Source organism: Apilactobacillus pseudapinorum (assembly GCF_040369555.1).
Taxonomy (GTDB): Bacteria; Bacillota; Bacilli; order Lactobacillales; family Lactobacillaceae; genus Apilactobacillus.
In genome coordinates this window covers 12,443-30,473 of record NZ_BAABVU010000036.1, presented here as the reverse complement: position 1 = coordinate 30,473, position 18,031 = coordinate 12,443, and the positions used below count along the sequence as shown (strand labels likewise).

Genomic DNA, 18,031 nt, shown 5'->3' with positions numbered 1-18,031 from the left:
TGATCTCCTCAAAATCATTATTTGACAATAATCCGTGGGAGTCTGTTTGTAAATAAGCAAGCTACCTCATAATGAATTGTATCACAATATGTGGCAATATCTTGCAAAGAAATATTTTCTTCACCATCTTGACCCACAATTGTAACCTTCGTTCCAACAGGAACCGGTTCATCTAAACGAATCATTAGCTGATCCATACAAATTCTTCCAACAATTGGACAAAACTTACCGTTTACCAATAGTTTGAATCCTTGCAATTTTCTCACAATTCCATCGGCATAACCAACCGGAACTGTGCCAATCCATTCAGCAGCCGGTGCCACATAAGTTGCACCGTAGCCAACAGCTCTACCCGCTTCAATCTTCTTACAATAAACAATCTCACTAGTTAAGCTCATTGCTGGCTTTAAATAAAATGGTTCCGTTAATTCTCCACCTGATGGATTTAATCCGTATGTTGCCACCCCAAAGCGAATCATATTCCCATTGCAGCTAGCATGCCATAAACTAGTAGCAGAATTAGACACATGTACATATTTAGGTAATGTATCTATAACAGAAATTAAATCATTAAATCGTTCAACTTGCAAATTAAAATATTCTTCATCTTTAGAATCTGCTTTAGAAAAATGGGTATAAATCCCTTCGAAACACAGATTTGGCGAAGTTTTTAAGTAGTCCATAACTTCTGATAATTCATCTTTAGTTTGGAAACCAATTCTGCCCATCCCGGTATCTAGACCGACATGCACATTTAATTTTGGTAAATCTTTATGTGCTAATAACTCATCAGCCTCTTTTAACCATTCCAAAGAAGAAATGGTCAATGAAATATTATTTTTCGCCATAATGGATACATATTGGACATCGGTTAATCCTAATACCAACACTGGCTTTTCAATCCCAGCTTCTCGTAATTCCAATGCTTCATCTAAAATCGCGACACAAAAACCATCCGCACCCGCATTTTCAGCGATTTTGGCAATATTAACGGCGCCATGTCCGTATCCATTTGCCTTGACTACCACGAATAAATTATCTGAATCTTTTAAACGTTTTCTTTCTTGGTTTATGTTATGTTGCACAGCACTTTCACTAATTAAAAGCTGTGCATTTCTGTGATTTCCTACAACCATATTAATCTTTCCCCCAATTAATAATGGAATATTTATTTCATTGTAAGTCTTTATGTACAAAAAAGCCATTGACTATATCAATATCAATGGCTTTTTTAATTAATCTTTGTTTTTAATTGTAAATGATTTGTTAGGACGTTTGCCGTTTGATGAACGACCACCATTCTTGTGATCATCTCTGTGGTTACCGTTACCACTGTAACGACGACGGTTATTACCATTGCCACCACCACGGTTCCCACGGTATCCACCACCATTACGACGATGGTTACCGCCACCACGGTTACCACGATAGCCACCACCATGACCACGCTTGTTCTTGTTAGGTAATGGTTTTTCAGCAGAGATATGAACCTTAACTTGGTTTCTAGTCATCTTACTTAGTAATACTGATACTAAGTCTTTTGCATCGTATTGTGCTAATAATTCTTCAGCAGAATCAGCAAAAGCATCCATCTTAGTCTTTTCAATTAGTGAACCAATTTCTTTAGTCGCTACTTCTAATTGACCCTTTAGAGCTTCATCAGCCGAAGGTGGTTTTAGAGGTAACATTCTAACCTTAGTTAACTTTTCGATATCTCTTAAGTAACTAGTTTCGTTTGGTTCCACAAAAGTCATTGAAACCCCATGACGTCCAGCACGTCCAGTACGTCCAATTCTGTGAACGTAACTTTCTGAGTCTTGAGTAATGTCATAGTTGTATACATGAGTAACACTTGAAATATCAATTCCACGGGCAGCGACGTCAGTGGCAACTAATACATCAATTTTGTCATTCTTAAAGTCTTTCATGATTTGTGAACGACGGTTTTGTGTTAAATCACCATGAATTCCGGCAGCACGGTAACCGCGTAATAGAAGTCCCTTAGAAACTTCATCAACACGACGCTTAGTACGACAGAATACGATAGTAACCTTTGGTGCTTGAATATCAAAGAAACGAGTCATGATATCAAACTTTTCAAATTGTTTTACACGAATGTAGTATTGATCAACTAAATCAGTGGTTAATTCTTTGGCTTTGATAGTAACTTGTTGTGGGTCTTTCATAAATTGAACCCCAACACGCTTAATTTGAGCAGGCATAGTTGCTGAGAATAGCAATGTTTGTCTGTCTTCTGGAACTTGTTTGATGATACTTTCGATATCATCTAAGAATCCCATGTCTAACATGTCATCAGCTTCATCTAAAACCAATGTCTTTACATGATCTAATTTCAAAGTCTTTCTGTTAATGTGGTCTAATAAACGACCTGGAGTACCTACCACGATTTGTGGACGGCGTTTCAAACTTTGAATTTGTCTTCTGATGTCAGAACCACCAAAAACTGATACAGCCTTAACGCCCTTTTCTTTTCCGAAGCGACTAATTTCGCTTTGTGTTTGAATAGCTAGTTCACGAGTTGGTGAAATAACTAAAGCTTGAACATTCGGATTGTCTAAATCAACATGTTCAATAATGGGAAGAGCAAAAGCGGCAGTTTTACCTGTACCTGTTTGTGCTTGTCCCAAAACATCCTTACCTTGTAAGGTCAAAGGAATTGTTTCTGCTTGGATTGGAGTGGCTTCCTTAAAACCCTTGTCTTCAATCGCTTTTAATAGATCTTCTGATAGACCTAATTCTCTAAACTTCAAATATGTTTCCTCCTAAACGAAACATTTTCAATAATACCATCACTAGCTAAGGAAGAATCCGTTCCTGTTGGTGCGCTAATGACTTGATTAAAAAATTCCGTGTTCTAAAAAATGTAACTAGACTAATATAACTCTTTTACCATAATTAAGCAAATTAATTAATCAGTTAATTTAGCTAATAGTTGTTCTAAATGAATTCCGTGACTAGCCTTTAGTAAAACTTCGTCACCTTCATAGATTTCTGAGTTTAATTGTTCATATAAATCATCTAGTTGGTCAGCTTTAAAATAGAATAAATTTTTCGCTGGGTAAACATCTACTAATTTATCGTATAGCACCTTGATTTCATCCCCAATTAAATAAACACTTTGGACCTCTTCAGGGTTAAGTGAATCCTCTAAAGATGCATGCAATTGACTTGATTGATCACCTAGTTCTAACATGTCGCCTAAAACGGCGATTTTACGGCCGCTAATCTTTTCAGCAGTAAATGCCTTCAAAACTTCTTTAACCGCTGTAGGATTAGAATTATATACGTCTGACAGAATCTTTTCGCGCTTAGCTCCTTCAATCCATTCTGTACGGTTATTAGTAAGGTCAACTTCTAATAATGCTTTAGCCATATTTTCTTCACGAATTCTGAATAATGAACCAATCGCAATCGCTACTAACGCATTGTTAACGTTGTATGAACCTAGCATTGGAATCTTAAATTCAGTATCTTCGATTTGTTCTACTTTAAAACTAGTAGCTTGTGGAGTTGATGTAATGTCATATGCAGTAAAGTCATCAGCTTCATTTAATCCGAATGTTTTAGTGAATGGTAAGTTTTCACTACGTTGCACTAATAATGGTTCATCCCCGTTATAAACGAAAATTCCATCTTCTTTTAGTCCGTTCACGATTTCCATCTTTGCGTCAGCAATCTTATCACGCGTCCCGAAGAATTCGATGTGGGCTTCACCAATCATAGTGATTGCAGCAACATCTGGTTCAACTAAATGACTCAATAAATCTAGTTGACCTGGACGATCCATTCCCATTTCAACCACTAAAATTTCTGTGTTGGGTTCAATGTCTAAAATTGTCATTGGAACCCCAATTTCGTTGTTAAAGTTTGCGTTAGTCTTAGTAACGTTGAACTGGGTTGATAGTACTGATGCCACCATATCCTTAGTAGTGGTCTTACCGTTACTTCCTGTAATTGCAACTACCTTTGGATTAATCTTAGCTAAGTAATATTGAGAAAGCATTTGTAGAGCTTCCAACGTATTATTAACGATAATCACTGGAATATCAGTTGGGACATTTTCATGGTCAGCTTGCCAAAATGTAGCAACTGCCCCGTGTTCAATTGCGCTTTGGATGTAATCATGACCATCATTTTCACTGACTAGCGGTACAAATAAAGCGTCTGCTTCTAGTTGTCTGCTATCAAAAGCAACGCTAGTAATATCAATTCCTTCATATTCGCTAGAATCATTTTGCGCAGCAACTGCTCGACTTACTTCTGTAAGTGACATTTTCATATTAAATCGTTCTCCTATGTTTCTTTTTTTCGAATTAGTGTTACACATATTATAACATGAAACGCAAAATTGTTTTAATTGAGCTTGATTAGATAATGATATGTTTTTAATGAGGACTTATAAAAGCTATTAACTATTCCATCAAACACTGATAATATATTTTATATAATAAAATATTTGGGGGATGTGACTACATTGAAAAAAGTCTTATTTGTTTGCCACGGAAATGTTTGTCGTTCAGCAATGGCGCACGCTATTTTCAATCAATTAATTAAGAAAAGACATTTAGAAAGCGAAGTGTTAGTAGAATCTGCTGCCACTAGTACTGAAGAAATCGGTAATCCGCCACACCCTGAGGTTAGAAAAATATTAGATAACCTAGATATTAGCTATCAAGGTCAATCAGCACGCCAAATCGAATCTAGTGATTTCATTAAATATGATTTAATCATAGGGATGGATTATGAAAACATCAAAAGCTTACTGCACTGGTGTCCTAAAGATCAAGCCCATAAGATTCACTTATGCCTAGATATTATGGAAGACCAAAAAGGTGATGCGATTGCTGATCCTTGGTACACTGGAAACTTCGATTTAACATACAGTCAAATTAATGCTGCCATGCCAAAATGGCTGGATTATGTATTAAGCCTTTAAGATAAAAGCACAAAAAAAGAGATATCCGATTGGATATCTCTTTTTATCTTTACTTGAAACCATATTTCTTGTTGAAACGATCCACAGCACCATCTGCTTGAGTGAACTTTTCACGTCCAGTGTAGAATGGGTGAGAATCTGAAGAAATTTCAAGACGTACTAATGGGTATTCATTACCATCATCCATTGTGATAGTTTCAGCTGAGCTCATAGTTGAACCAGCCATGAATTTAAAACCAGTACTTGAATCTTGGAATACCACTTGGCGGTATTCAGGATGAATTCCTTGTTTCATTATAAATCGCTCCTTTGCCCTGTATCATATGTTGATTCAGAGATTATCGATTAGTCGACTTGATTATATTAACACTAAATAAGAGTTAATTCAACATAAAATTAACTTTCACGGTGCACCATTTCGACATCTGCATTCAAATTAGTAAGTTTATCGATAATGTTGTCATAACCACGTAAAATGTTATCTGCATTATCAATCACAGTGGTCCCTTCAGCCATTAAACCGGCAATCATTTCTGATGCTCCGGCACGAATTTCACCAGCTTCAATTTGAGAACCAACTAATTTGTCAGTATGACTCACAATGATTGTTCCATTACCATGATCATATTTAATCTTAGCACCCATCTTTTTCAATTCTTCGATGTGCTTGGTACGTTCCGGATAAATAGTATCGATAATGGTACTATCCCCCTTGGCCATCAATAGCAATGGTGTGATTGGTTGTTGTAAATCGGTCGCAAAACCAGGATATGGCATTGTCTTAATTTCAATATTATTTAGTTCATCTGTCTTAGGGACATAAATGCTGTCTTCATTGATTTCCAATTGAATACCCATTTCTTGCACCTTAGCAATAAATGATTCCAAATGTTCTGGAATGACATTCTTAATTGTAATCCCGTCACCATAAGCAGCTGCCATCGACAAATAAGTTCCAGCTTCGATTCGATCTGGAATAATAATGTGGGTATTCTTAGCTCGAAGAGATTCAACCCCTTCAATTCTAATGACATCGGTTCCAGCACCGCGGACCTTTGCCCCCATGTTATTTAAAAATGTAACGACATCAATAATTTCTGGTTCTTTAGCAGCATTTCTAATTACTGTGTGGCCATCAGCTTTAACAGCAGCTAAAATCGCGTTAATAGTTGCCCCGACTGACACAACATCTAGGAAAATTTGTGCGCCATGTAGACCATTTTCATCAGTAGTAATAATGATTTCATCCCCGTCATTAACTACTTTTGCGCCCATTGCTTGAAAGGCTTTAATATGTTGATCAATTGGTCTAGGTCCGATGTTGTCTCCACCTGGGAACGTAATTCTCGCACGACCAAAACGGCCTAATAATGCTCCCATGAAGTAATATGATGCTCTTAAACTTTTAATTGCTTTACTAGGTAAAGCACTTTCTACTATTTTTGTTGGGTCGACGTTTAGTATTCCATCGGCAAAATCTGATGAGACATTCATTGATTCCAAAATCACCATTAGATTATGTACATCTAAGATGTTTGGCACCATGTCAAATTGGACTTTTGTATCCGCTAAAATGGCAGCTGGAATTAATGCTACCGTACTATTTTTAGCTCCCCCAATTGTGACGCTACCAGTTAGTCGATGTCCGCCCTTTATTATCATTTTATTCATTAGTTAAAATTCCTCACTTACAGTTTCACCGATTTCAGTGAACAATAACCATCATAAATAATAAAAGTTAAAAATACAATACTTTGCATAAAAATAACTTTAGATTTAACAAATAATTAAAAAAGACTAGGACATTATCCTAGTCTTTTGATTAATTATTTGTTGTTTTCAACATGTTGGTCGTATGAAGCAGCAACGAAAGCCTTGAATAAACCTTCTGGTCTAGTTGGACGAGATAGGAATTCAGGATGGTATTGTGCAGCAACGAAGAACTTGTTAGTTGGAATTTCCACAACTTCAACCAAGTGATCATCTGGTGATGTACCAGCAATAACTAGTCCGTGGGCTTCCATTTCTTCTCTGTATTCGTTGTTGTATTCGTAACGGTGACGGTGACGTTCTGAAATTTCAGTCTTGTTGTCATATGCAGCAGCAGTTACAGTACCTGGTTTTAGCTTACATGGGTAAGCACCAAGACGTTGAGTTCCACCCATACCATCGATATCAGCTTGATCAGCCATTAAATCAATAATCTTGTGTGGAGTATCTGGGTCAATTTCAGTAGTGTTAGCATCTTTGTAACCTAATACGTCACGAGCAAATTCGATACTTGCAATTTGCATACCTAAACATACCCCTAGGTAAGGAACATCGTTTTCACGAGCATACTTAACAGCAGTAATCATACCTTCGATACCACGGTCACCGAAACCACCAGGAACGATAATACCATCAGCATCACCAAGTAGTTCATTAACGTTATCTTCAGTAACTAATTCTGAGTTAAGCATCTTTAGGTTCACTTTAGCATCAACTGGGTAACCAGCATGTTCTAGTGATTCAGTAATTGAGATGTAAGCATCCTTTAACTTAACGTACTTACCAACTAAAGTAATGTTTACTTCATTCTTCAAGTTTTGTACTTTTTGTTCTAGTGCTTTCCATTCAGTCATGTCAGCCTTAGGAGCATCAATACCAAAGTGGTCAACTACTTGTTGATCCATACCTTGAGCTTCTAGCATCAATGGAATGGTGTATAGAGTAGGTGCATCCTTTGATTCAACAACCGCTTCTGGCTTAACATCACAGAATAAAGCAATCTTTCTCTTCATTGCGTCAGTAACATCTTGTTCAGTTCTAACAACCAATAGGTTTGGTTGAATTCCAACAGCGCGTAATTCTTTAACAGAATGTTGTGTTGGCTTAGTCTTCATTTCACCAGCAGCACGTAAATAAGGAATTAAAGTAGTGTGGATGTAGAATGTGTTTTCATCTCCTACTTCACTCTTCATTTGACGAATTGCTTCTAAGAATGGAAGTGATTCGATATCACCAACAGTACCACCAATTTCAGTAATAACGATATCAGCATTTGATACCTTAGCGGCACGCATAATTTTTTCTTTAATCATTCCGGTAATATGAGGGATAACTTGAACAGTGGCACCTAGGTAATCACCACGACGTTCTTTTCTCAAAACTTCTGAATAAATTTTACCAGTAGTTACGTTTGAGTATTTGTTTAAGTCATTATCGATAAAACGTTCGTAGTGGCCTAAATCAAGATCAGTTTCAGTACCATCATTAGTAACAAACACTTCACCGTGTTGGTATGGACTCATAGTACCTGGGTCGACGTTTACGTATGGATCAAACTTTTGAATGGTAACGTTTAAACCACGGTTCTTTAGTAAACGGCCTAGTGATGCAGAAACAATTCCTTTTCCTAGTGAAGAAACAACCCCACCAGTAACAAAAACATATTTAGTCATGTGTAAAACTCCTCATAAAATCTATTAGGGTAAAAATTAAAAACTCCCTATTCATTTAGAATAGGGAGTCATTGATTACTATAATCGATCAATTGTCCTCACAAAAATACTCTTTTGTAAGGAGCCCAAAAATAATATTACATCGTTCCTAATATATAGTCAAGAAATATAATCATTATTTTCGAATTAATCTTTGTCGTCGTCTTCGTCGATGTCATCATCTTCATTTAATTCAGATAATTCACCTTCAATACCGTCAGGAACATCGTCTTCATCAACGTCATTTTCTTCGTCAATTTCATCTAAATCTTTGTGATACTTATCGGTTTCATCGACACCTTCATCAGCGTCTTCAAATTCATCGTCTTGGTCTTCTGGATCATCATCATCGTAATCGATAACGTCGTCATCGTCAGAAGCATCAGCTAAGAATGCGTTAACCTTACGACGCTTTTTCTTTCTAGGACGATCAATATCTTCATCTTCAGGATGAACAGTAGCTTCATCGATTGAATCGTATGGATACCATGTTCTTAGTCCCCAAAGATTATCACCTAAAGAAATAAAACTACCATCAACGTTCATATCTGTGTAGAATTGTACCAATCGTTTGCGGATTTCTTCATCAGAATCACCCAAATACTTTTGGATTTCGTTGGCGATATCAGCAAAGGCCATTACCTCACCATGTTCGGATAGAATTGCGTGAGCAACTTCGACCATTGATAATTCTTTTTTATCTTTACCTTCTAAGGCTTCTAATTTCAATGCGGTGCACGTCCTTTCAAAATACTATTAATATCATACCTTTTTAAGCAGAAAAATGCAATGTAATATTATATTCTCCGACAATCATTCCACCAGTATATAATTCATAGTCAATCATTAAGCTCCCAGAGTTGTCATCTTCAACGATTTTACAGTTAATCTCTTTGGTCTTCACTTCAATTTTAAGTGCGCCAAATTGAGTTTGGTAAGCTGTCTTATGAATCTTTTCTTCATTGAAAATCAATCTAGATTGATGGCCCATTTCATCTTTACGGGTTAATTGAACATGTTCGTCAGTAATCTTAATGGTTACTGCAGCGACTTCTTTGCCATCTTGATGTTCTTTAAAACGTAAGTATAAACCGTTGGACATCTTAACTAAATTACCCTGTTCCACGAATTCAAAATCTTGGCGTTCACCATCTTGAAATATGGTCGTCTTTAAGTTAACGGCGACTGGATTATTCTTTTCTTCCATCTAATAAACACCTCGTTTCATTTTCATCACAGGTTATCATTATATACGCAGACGCCAATAAATGCATTAATTAATAGTTGGAAATTAATTATTTAACAACAATCTTTGTTATAATAAGCTTAAATAAGTAAACATATCAAAGTAAGGAGGTAAGAATTTGGAATACCAAGAAAAACTACTGACTCGAGAAAAGGTTTTTCGAGATCCGGTTCTTAACTACATTTACGTACAACACCAAGTCATTTTAGACTTGATTAATACTAAAGAATTTCAACGATTAAGACGAATTAAACAACTAGGACCAGCATCATTTACTTTCCATGGTGCTGAACATTCCCGCTTTACTCACAGTTTAGGGGTTTACGAAATTACTCGTCGTATATGTGATGGATTTTTACGAAACTACCCGACTCAAGAAGCTAGTGATGGACTTTGGGATGATTCCCAACGATTAGTCGCATTATGTGCGGCACTCCTTCACGATATTGGACATGGTGCATATTCACACACATTTGAACACATCTTCGGAACTAACCATGAAAAAATTACTCAAGAAATTATTACTTCCCCTAAAACAGAAGTAAACCAAGTTTTGAGTAAAATGGGACCTAACTTTGCTAAAGATGTAGCGAGTGTGATTGACCACACCTACAGCAATCCGCAAGTGGTGCAAATGATTTCTAGTCAATGTGACGCTGATAGAATGGATTACCTGCTTCGTGATGCCTATAACACGGGTGCTAATTATGGTAATTTCGATTTAACTCGTATTTTGCGAGTAATGCGTCCATATGAGGGCGGTATCTGTTTTGAAATTAATGGAATGCATGCGGTTGAAGATTACATCATTTCTCGATTACAAATGTACATGCAAGTATATTTCCATCCCGTTTCACGTTCCATGGAAGTCATCTTAGATCACCTTTTAAGACGTGCGAAAGAATTATCAGCTAACTTAGATAAAAATGATAGTACTACTCCTTACTTATTGATGCCGTTCTTCAAAGGTGAATTCGACATTGATGATTATTTAAAACTAGATGATGGTGTTTTAAACACTTACTTCATTCACTGGATTGATTCAGATGATAAAGTACTCTCTGATTTGGCTGATCGATTTATTAATCGTAAGCCATTCAAGTCAGTTGAATTTAATGATGACACCAAAGACTTGATTCCAACCATGCGCGATTACATCAAACAAGCTGGTTTCGATGTCACTTACTACACAGAAATCAACAATAGTTTTGATTTGCCATATGATGCATACGATCCAAATAAAAAACATCACACTACCCAAATCGAATTGAGAAGGAATGACGGTTCTATGATTGAGCTATCAAAGATTTCTCAATTAGTTAGTGCCGTTACTGGTAAACACCTGGGGGATGAACGTTTCTTCTTTCCTAAGGAAATGTTATCAGTCGACAATAACGTTGATTTATTCGAACCCGTTTATCAAGAGTTTCAAAAACACATTAAAAATGATGAATTAATTAATTAAAGGAGTTTTCCCATGAGTGATATTAAATTAATTGCCATTGATATCGATGGTACCCTTCTAAACGAACAAAACATTTTAGCCCAAGAAACAATTGATGCAATTACCGAAGCACGTAATAACGGCATTAAAGTTGTGCTTTGCACCGGTCGCCCATTAACTGGTGTCAAACCATACTTAAAGGCATTAGGAATCAGCGGTCACGATGAATATGCGATTACCTTTAACGGTGCCCAAGTTCAAGATGCCGATGCTAACATCATCGAAAAATTCGATTTAGATCACAAAGACTTCGTTGAACTAGAAAAACTAAGTCACAAACTAAACACTAACTTTCAAATTGAAACAACTGACTTCATCTACACTACTAACCGTGACATCAGTCCTTACAGCGTGATGGAAAGTTACTTGGTTAACATGCCAATCAAAGTCAGAACGACTGAAGAACTTACTAAAGATATAGAAATAGTTAAAGCAATGCTAATTGCTGATCCAGACATTGTTGCTAAAGCCATTCCTGCTGTTCCAGAAAGTTTCTTAGACCACCTTTCAATGGTTAGAAGTGAACCTGTTTTCATCGAGTTCATGAATCAAAATGCATCTAAAGGAGCTGCATTAAGCAAACTAGCAACTCGCTTAGGTTTCACTGCTGATAACGTCATGGCCATCGGTGATCAAGGTAACGATATTAGTATGGTTACTTACGCTGGTCTAGGTGTTGCCATGGGTAACGCTGCTGATGATTTAAAAGCCGTTGCCAACAAGGAAACTAAGACTAACAAAGAAAATGGGGTTGCATACGCCATTAGAAACTTCGCGTTAAAATAAAATTAAATAAATAAAAAGAACTGATTTCAAATGAAATCAGTTCTTTTTTTTATAGCGTAATCACAATTGCAAATGCAATCCAGATTATTCCAATGATTAATGTTAATTGCGCTGTGGGTCTAATCATAATCTTGGCATTCTTAATGCCCCCGATTTTATCCGCAGGAATCTTTTCATTTTCAAAACGTTCTTTATCACCCTTACGATGAAAAATACGCCATCCAGTAAATAGATGTCCTTTTGATAAAACCGCGATTGTCCCAACTAGGAAAAATAATAATCCTACGAAGAAGAAATAGTTGCTAACCGTTACTACTTTGACATGTAGTAGTAAGGTTATTAAACCAACCATTACTCCAATCACAGAAATTAAAAATCCGTATAGCTTAGCTTTATTCATTATTCAGCGTCACTTCTGAAACGGTTACTAAATAATGGACTAACTGCACGGTCTTCATTAATACGTTTGATAGCATCCCCAATAAGTGGAGCAACAGAAATTTGTTCAATCTTGTCGATTTGTTTTTCCTTTGGTAAACGAATGGTATCAGTAACCACTAGCTTAGTGATTGGTGACTTGTCAATTCGTTCAATGGCTGGACCAGATAATACTGGGTGGGTACAGCAAGCGTAAACTTCTTTTGCACCAGCATCCATAAGTGCTTGTGCACCTAGTGTAATGGTTCCGGCAGTATCAATCATGTCATCAACCATTAGACATGATTTACCTTTAACATCCCCAATGATGTTCATGATTTCAGCAACATTTGCTTTAGGACGACGCTTGTCGATAATCGCAATTGGTGCTTTTAGGAATTCAGCTAATGCACGAGCACGTACAACTCCACCATGATCAGGTGAAACTACAACTGCGTTTGAATCCCAGCCTTTGTTAATAAAGTGATCTGCTAATAATGGTGCACCCATCATGTGATCAACTGGAACATCAAAGAATCCTTGGATTTGAGCAGCATGTAAGTCAAGAGCAACAACACGGTCAATTCCAGCAGTTTCTAGCATGTTCGCTACTAACTTTGCAGTGATTGGTTCTCTTGAACGCGCTTTACGGTCTTGTCTAGCATAACCGTAGTAAGGAATCACTACGTTAATAGTCTTTGCACTTGCACGTCTTAGTGCATCAATCATAATCATTAGTTCCATTAAGTTATCATTAACAGGAGCTGATGTTGATTGAATAATGTAACAGTTATCCCCACGGATACTTTCTTCAATGTTAATTCTAATTTCGCCATCGCTAAATCTGTCTACAGATGTTTTACCTAAGTCAACACCGACACGGTCAGCAATTTTTTCTGCCAATGGGATGTTTGAGTTTAAAGCAAAAATCTTTAATTTAGGATCAGAATATCTTTCAGCCATAAAGTCCTCCACCTAACAATCAATTCTATATTCGTTTCTAATTCACAATTAATTTTACACTATAATTCGATTTATTTCATTCAAAAATTATAGAAATAATAAACAATAATTCATCTATCCAATACTAATCAGCGTATGGAAGCTTTTTAAAGTATCCCGGTTTATTAGTTTGTCTTTGACGAGCAATTGCCATTTCATATTGTTTAACATCATCTGTGATGGTTGAACCAGCAGCGATAAATGTATGATCATCAATATGCAATGGTGCAATTAAGTTAGCGTTGCTTCCGATAAAGGAATCATCCCCAACTTCAGTGTTGTGTTTATTTTTACCGTCGTAGTTCGCAAAAATAACTCCACAACCAACGTTGATGTTCTTACCAAGATGAGCATTACCCACATAAGTTAAATGACCAACCTTAGTACCTTCATCAATTTGAGCCTTCTTAACTTCCACAAAATTACCTAAGTGAACGTTCTTACCAATAACTGCTTCTGGTCTTAAATGACTGTATGGTCCGATATTGGAACCTTCTAGCATTTCTGATTCTTCTAATAGTGATGAAGTAACAGTCACGTTATCATGAATGATACAATCTCTGATTTCAGAGTTAGCACCAATCTTACAGTCCATTCCAATCTTAGTATTACCAGTGATGTGCACCCCTGGTTCAACGATGGTATCTTGACCAATTTCAACACCGAAATCAATGTAAGTATCAGTTGGGTTCACCATGGTAACACCATTACGCATGTGATATTCGTTGATTCTTTGTTGCATAACTTGGTTAGCTTTAGATAAGGCAACACGGTCGTTTACACCCATAGATTCATCAAAATCATCCATTTGGTAAGCGCCAATCTTCTTGCCTTGATTTTTAAAGATTCCAATAACATCAGGTAAGTAGTATTCACCTTGCGCGTTATCGTTGTTAACTTGTTTTAATGCTTCAAACAATTCATGATTATCAAACACGTAAACCCCTGTATTGATTTCATCGATTGTTTGTTCAGTCATAGAAGCATCTTTTTGTTCAACAATCTTGTTAACGTTACCCTTTTCATCTCTAACGATACGACCATACCCAAATGGGTTTGGTGCCTTTGAAGTTAGAACGGTCGCAACGGCATGGCTTTCTTCATGTTGATCAAATAAGTTTTTAAATGTTTCTGCGGTAAATAATGGTGTGTCTCCACTAACTACCATGGTTGAACCTTCGACATTTTCTAGAATGCTAGCAGTCTTTTTAACCGCATCTCCAGTTCCTAGTTGTTTTTCTTGTAATGCATATTGGCTTCTATCACCTAATTGTTTTTCGACATCTTCAGCACCGAAACCAACAACGGTAACAATGTTGTCCATTTCGATTTTTTCAACTTGTGACAAAACACAATCTACCATTGTACGACCACAAACTCGATGCAAAACTTTGTATAGTTTTGACTTCATACGAGTTCCTTTACCGGCCGCTAAAATAATTGTATTTCTAGTCGCCATGATTAATCCTCCTTGGTGTAATCACTAAACTTGTCATAGGTGAAGTTACCTAATTCAACTTTAATGTCCCCATTATTAGTATCAATTTTGAATAATGATGTGTAATCATTATCATTAATCTTGCGTTGACCTTCGTAATCACGTTCGGCAACAAACGCAATTCCGGCCACTTGGCTATCAAATTCACGAATTAAACTACATAGTCCATCAGCTGAACCTCCACCACGTAAGAAGTCATCTACGATTAACACGTTTGAGTTAGCTGGTAAACTACGTTTTGATAGTACCATCTTTTCAATTCTCTTTTGAGATCCTGAAATGTAGTTCACACTGATAGTAGAACCATCAGTAATTCTAGAATCATGTCTAGCAATTACAAATGGCACATTTAACAATGTCGCTACACTTTGCGCAACGGGAATTCCCTTTGTTGCGACAGTTAAAACAGCATCGATTTTTTTATCACTGTATAAAGTTGTGATCACACGACCAATTTGACGTAAAATTGATGGTCGGTTTAATAAGTCATTCATATATACATATCCACCAGGTAATACTCTGGTGTTATCAGCTAATGCTGATTGTACTTCATCGATAAATTGACTGGCTTCAGCTTTTTGAATACCAGGCATAAACATGCTACCGCCAGCAGCGCCCGGAATTGTTTCCAAGACACCAGTACCGGTTTCCATAAATGTATTTCTTAAAATGGTTAGGTCTTCACTAATAGATGACTTAGCAGAACCATAACGGTTTGCAAAAAAAGTCAATGGTACTACCGTATTAGGATTCTCCATTAAGTAACGAGTCATATCTACTAGACGCGCACTACGTTTTGCTTTCATTCTTTCACCTCATTAAGTAAAAACTACATCTAAATTTTATCATAATGTTCGGATTTTAGACACTTTTTTATTGAAATAAATAAAAAATATCCGTTTAGGTTCATCCCTAAACGGATATTTTTAGACTGGTCGCACAATGTAAACCTCTGAACAGAACCCGCGAATACTGTTAAAGATGTGTTTAGCTTGGCTCTCGGTCTTACAAATGCCAAATACGGTTGGCCCGGTTCCACTCATTTGAGCGCTGTCGGCGCCGTATTTTTCAAATTTTTCTTTGATACGTTTTATTTCTGCATGATGCTTTGAAGACAATGGCTCTAACACATTGCCCATGTGTGAAATGATATCGTCGTAATCCTGCGTTGATACGGCGTTGGCTAAGCCATCGATATCAACGTGTTTTAACTTATCATAATTAATCTTATTAAGTATTTCTGGTGTCGAAACGCTTACTTTTGGTTTGACCACCACGAAATACATTTTAGGCAACTTCGGCATTAATTCAATGTCGTCACCCTTTCCGGTTACCATTGCGGTTTGACTATACACGCAATATGGTACATCGGAATCTAACTGCAGACCAAAAGTGGCCATCTCTTGATCAGACATATGTAAATCCCATAGTCGATTTAATCCGCGAATCACTGCTGCAGCATCGGATGATCCACCACCCATTCCAGCCGCCACTGGAATGTTTTTCTTGATATTAATCTTGACTTTTTGATGAACATTAAACTTCTTTTTAAGTAGAAGTGCCGCTTGATACGCCAAATTACGTTGATCTTGTGGTAAAAATACACGATTACAATGAACGGAAATCCCATTACCTTTGCTGGTAATAATTTCGACATAATCAGCCAAATCAATCGATGTCATTAACATCTCCCATTCAATTTCACCATCATCATGACGAAACGGTGTATCCAACCCTAGGTTAAGTTTGGCGCATGCTTTCTCAACAGTCTTCAAGTATCACACCTCCAATTCAACTTAATAGTTATTAACATTATACTAAAGTTAAATTAAAAAGTCAGTGTATCTTTTACTTTTATTGTGTCAGTAAAAAATAAAAGAAGCTAATTAAAATAATTAGCTTCTTGTTTGATTTGCTTATTCATTAACTTCTTCAGCGAAGTCCATTTCGATGTTTTTTGTTAGGATATCGGTGTAACTATATGACACACGCTTTAGATTTTCATCTTCTTCTAACTCAACAACAAAAACTGCAGGGAATGTTTCAGCTAACATTCCATGGCGTTCAAGTGTTTTGTTTCTACCGACTTGAACAGTTACAATAACCTTTTCGCCTAAGCGATTGTCCAAGTGGTTCTTAATGTCTGTCAAACTGGTTGGCATAATATTCACCTCTCTAGGATTCTTATTATACCATAAATTTATTAGAATTCAAAATTATATCACATACTTTTTTAATATTCAATCATTTTATAACATATTTTTTTCATGGAAACGATTAGTTAAATCTACATATTGATCCACTGTAAGTTTTTCAGGTCGAATACTTGGCGCGATATTAAATTCTTCTAATACAGATTGAACGTTAGCCTTAGTTTCTTCATCTTTGCCAAAGACACCTTGTAAATTATTCCAAAGGGTCTTACGACGATGATTAAAACAACCACGAACAAATCCAGCAAAAGCAGCTTCATCGTAGACTTCATTTTCAATGCTTTCACGTTTTTCTAAAGTCACGATTGCAGAATCAACTTTCGGTGCTGGAATAAATGCCTTTCTAGATACTTCAAAGGCAATCTTAGTGTCATTTAAATATTGAATAATAACAGATAATGAACCGTAATCTTTAGTTCCCGGTTTGGCTTCGAGACGTTGAGCAACTTCTTTTTGCATCATCACGGTAATGTTGTCAAATTCAGCATTTCCCTTTAATAGATCCAAAATAATTGGAGTGGTGATGTAATAAGGTAAGTTCGCCACTACCTTAATTGGGCGTTCATTATTGAATTTTTCTTCAATAATCGCAGGTAAATTGGCTTGTAAGATGTCTTGATTGATCACTTCGACATTATCATATGGGCTTAGTGTTTCGGCTAAAACAGGTAATAAACTTTGGTCAATTTCAAAAGCTAATACTTGTTTGGCACTTCTGGCAATGTATTCGGTTAATCCACCGATACCAGGACCGATTTCAATTACATTATCGTCTTTCGTTAAATGCGCAGCATCAACAATCTTTGATAGTACGTTTAAATCGGTCAAAAAGTTTTGTCCTAAGCTCTTCTTAGCTGATAAGTGGAAACGATTTAAAATCGCTTGGGTTCTTGCAGGACTGGCAATATCTGGGTTATTTGGCATAA

18 protein-coding genes are annotated in these 18,031 nt (G+C 36.6%); 3 read left to right on the top strand and 15 right to left on the bottom strand.

The genetic code is table 11. From position 1 onward, the window contains the following. Positions 1–17: 17 nt before the first annotated feature. The 3 genes from alr to ABWU86_RS06195 form a co-directional block, all read right to left on the bottom strand. Entirely contained in the window at positions 18–1,136 is a 1,119-nt protein-coding gene (alr, locus tag ABWU86_RS06205) for an alanine racemase (RefSeq protein ID WP_353322035.1), read from the bottom strand. Between the two features lie 99 nt (positions 1,137–1,235). Continuing rightward, positions 1,236–2,771, bottom strand: coding sequence for a DEAD/DEAH box helicase (locus ABWU86_RS06200; protein ID WP_353322033.1), 1,536 nt, complete (start codon positions 2,769–2,771; stop codon positions 1,236–1,238). Between the two features lie 158 nt (positions 2,772–2,929). Next, the gene (locus tag ABWU86_RS06195) at positions 2,930–4,300 is read right to left on the bottom strand and encodes a UDP-N-acetylmuramoyl-tripeptide--D-alanyl-D-alanine ligase (RefSeq protein ID WP_353322031.1); all 1,371 of its coding nucleotides are present in this window, start codon (positions 4,298–4,300) and stop codon (positions 2,930–2,932) included. A gap of 195 nt (positions 4,301–4,495) precedes the next feature. On the opposite strand from ABWU86_RS06195, the gene ABWU86_RS06190 reads away from it, so the two are divergent. After that, positions 4,496–4,957 carry a low molecular weight protein-tyrosine-phosphatase gene (locus ABWU86_RS06190; RefSeq protein WP_353322029.1) on the top strand — a complete coding sequence of 154 codons (462 nt, stop codon included), beginning with the start codon at positions 4,496–4,498 and terminating at the stop codon, positions 4,955–4,957. A gap of 49 nt (positions 4,958–5,006) precedes the next feature. Here ABWU86_RS06190 and ABWU86_RS06185 read toward each other — a convergent pair whose 3' ends face one another. The 5 genes from ABWU86_RS06185 to ABWU86_RS06165 all read right to left on the bottom strand — a co-directional run bounded on the left by ABWU86_RS06185 (position 5,007) and on the right by ABWU86_RS06165 (position 9,646). Continuing rightward, entirely contained in the window at positions 5,007–5,252 is a 246-nt protein-coding gene (locus ABWU86_RS06185; RefSeq protein ID WP_053949678.1) for a type B 50S ribosomal protein L31, read from the bottom strand. 101 nt (positions 5,253–5,353) lie between these two features. Next, positions 5,354–6,628, bottom strand: coding sequence for a UDP-N-acetylglucosamine 1-carboxyvinyltransferase (locus ABWU86_RS06180; protein WP_293793588.1), 1,275 nt, complete (start codon positions 6,626–6,628; stop codon positions 5,354–5,356). Between the two features lie 155 nt (positions 6,629–6,783). Continuing rightward, positions 6,784–8,400 (bottom strand): CTP synthase, encoded by a 1,617-nt coding sequence (locus ABWU86_RS06175; protein ID WP_293793586.1) that lies wholly within the window; start codon positions 8,398–8,400, stop codon positions 6,784–6,786. 186 nt (positions 8,401–8,586) lie between these two features. Continuing rightward, a complete protein-coding gene (gene rpoE / locus ABWU86_RS06170) occupies positions 8,587–9,168 on the bottom strand; it encodes a DNA-directed RNA polymerase subunit delta (protein ID WP_293793584.1) in 582 nt (193 codons plus the stop codon). A 43-nt stretch (positions 9,169–9,211) separates the two neighbouring features. Further along, entirely contained in the window at positions 9,212–9,646 is a 435-nt protein-coding gene (locus ABWU86_RS06165) for a YwiB family protein (RefSeq protein WP_293793583.1), read from the bottom strand. A 157-nt stretch (positions 9,647–9,803) separates the two neighbouring features. On the opposite strand from ABWU86_RS06165, the gene ABWU86_RS06160 reads away from it, so the two are divergent. After that, on the top strand, positions 9,804–11,150 hold the full coding sequence (locus tag ABWU86_RS06160) for an HD domain-containing protein (RefSeq protein ID WP_293793582.1): 1,347 nt from the start codon (positions 9,804–9,806) through the stop codon (positions 11,148–11,150). Positions 11,151–11,162: 12 nt separating this feature from the next. Next, on the top strand, positions 11,163–11,975 hold the full coding sequence (gene yidA, locus ABWU86_RS06155) for a sugar-phosphatase (protein ID WP_293793580.1): 813 nt from the start codon (positions 11,163–11,165) through the stop codon (positions 11,973–11,975). Between the two features lie 49 nt (positions 11,976–12,024). Here the strand turns inward: yidA and ABWU86_RS06150 are convergent, their stop codons facing one another. The 7 genes from ABWU86_RS06150 to rsmA all read right to left on the bottom strand — a co-directional run bounded on the left by ABWU86_RS06150 (position 12,025) and on the right by rsmA (position 18,029). After that, a complete protein-coding gene (locus ABWU86_RS06150) occupies positions 12,025–12,375 on the bottom strand; it encodes a DUF3899 domain-containing protein (protein WP_293793579.1) in 351 nt (116 codons plus the stop codon). Next, positions 12,375–13,355 (bottom strand): ribose-phosphate diphosphokinase, encoded by a 981-nt coding sequence (locus ABWU86_RS06145; protein WP_053949670.1) that lies wholly within the window; start codon positions 13,353–13,355, stop codon positions 12,375–12,377. Before ABWU86_RS06145 ends, ABWU86_RS06150 begins: the two co-directional genes overlap by 1 nt. 124 nt (positions 13,356–13,479) lie before the next feature. After that, positions 13,480–14,853: a bifunctional UDP-N-acetylglucosamine diphosphorylase/glucosamine-1-phosphate N-acetyltransferase GlmU gene (gene glmU, locus ABWU86_RS06140; RefSeq protein ID WP_293793577.1), complete on the bottom strand. Its 1,374-nt coding sequence runs from the start codon at positions 14,851–14,853 to the stop codon at positions 13,480–13,482. Between the two features lie 2 nt (positions 14,854–14,855). After that, a complete protein-coding gene (purR, locus tag ABWU86_RS06135; RefSeq protein ID WP_293793576.1) occupies positions 14,856–15,698 on the bottom strand; it encodes a pur operon repressor in 843 nt (280 codons plus the stop codon). A 120-nt stretch (positions 15,699–15,818) separates the two neighbouring features. Next, positions 15,819–16,667: a 4-(cytidine 5'-diphospho)-2-C-methyl-D-erythritol kinase gene (ispE, locus tag ABWU86_RS06130; RefSeq protein ID WP_293793574.1), complete on the bottom strand. Its 849-nt coding sequence runs from the start codon at positions 16,665–16,667 to the stop codon at positions 15,819–15,821. Positions 16,668–16,808: 141 nt separating this feature from the next. Continuing rightward, positions 16,809–17,054: a Veg family protein gene (locus ABWU86_RS06125; protein ID WP_053949666.1), complete on the bottom strand. Its 246-nt coding sequence runs from the start codon at positions 17,052–17,054 to the stop codon at positions 16,809–16,811. An 87-nt stretch (positions 17,055–17,141) separates the two neighbouring features. Next, positions 17,142–18,029 (bottom strand): 16S rRNA (adenine(1518)-N(6)/adenine(1519)-N(6))-dimethyltransferase RsmA, encoded by an 888-nt coding sequence (gene rsmA, locus ABWU86_RS06120; protein WP_293793571.1) that lies wholly within the window; start codon positions 18,027–18,029, stop codon positions 17,142–17,144. Between the last annotated feature and the right edge of the window lie 2 nt (positions 18,030–18,031).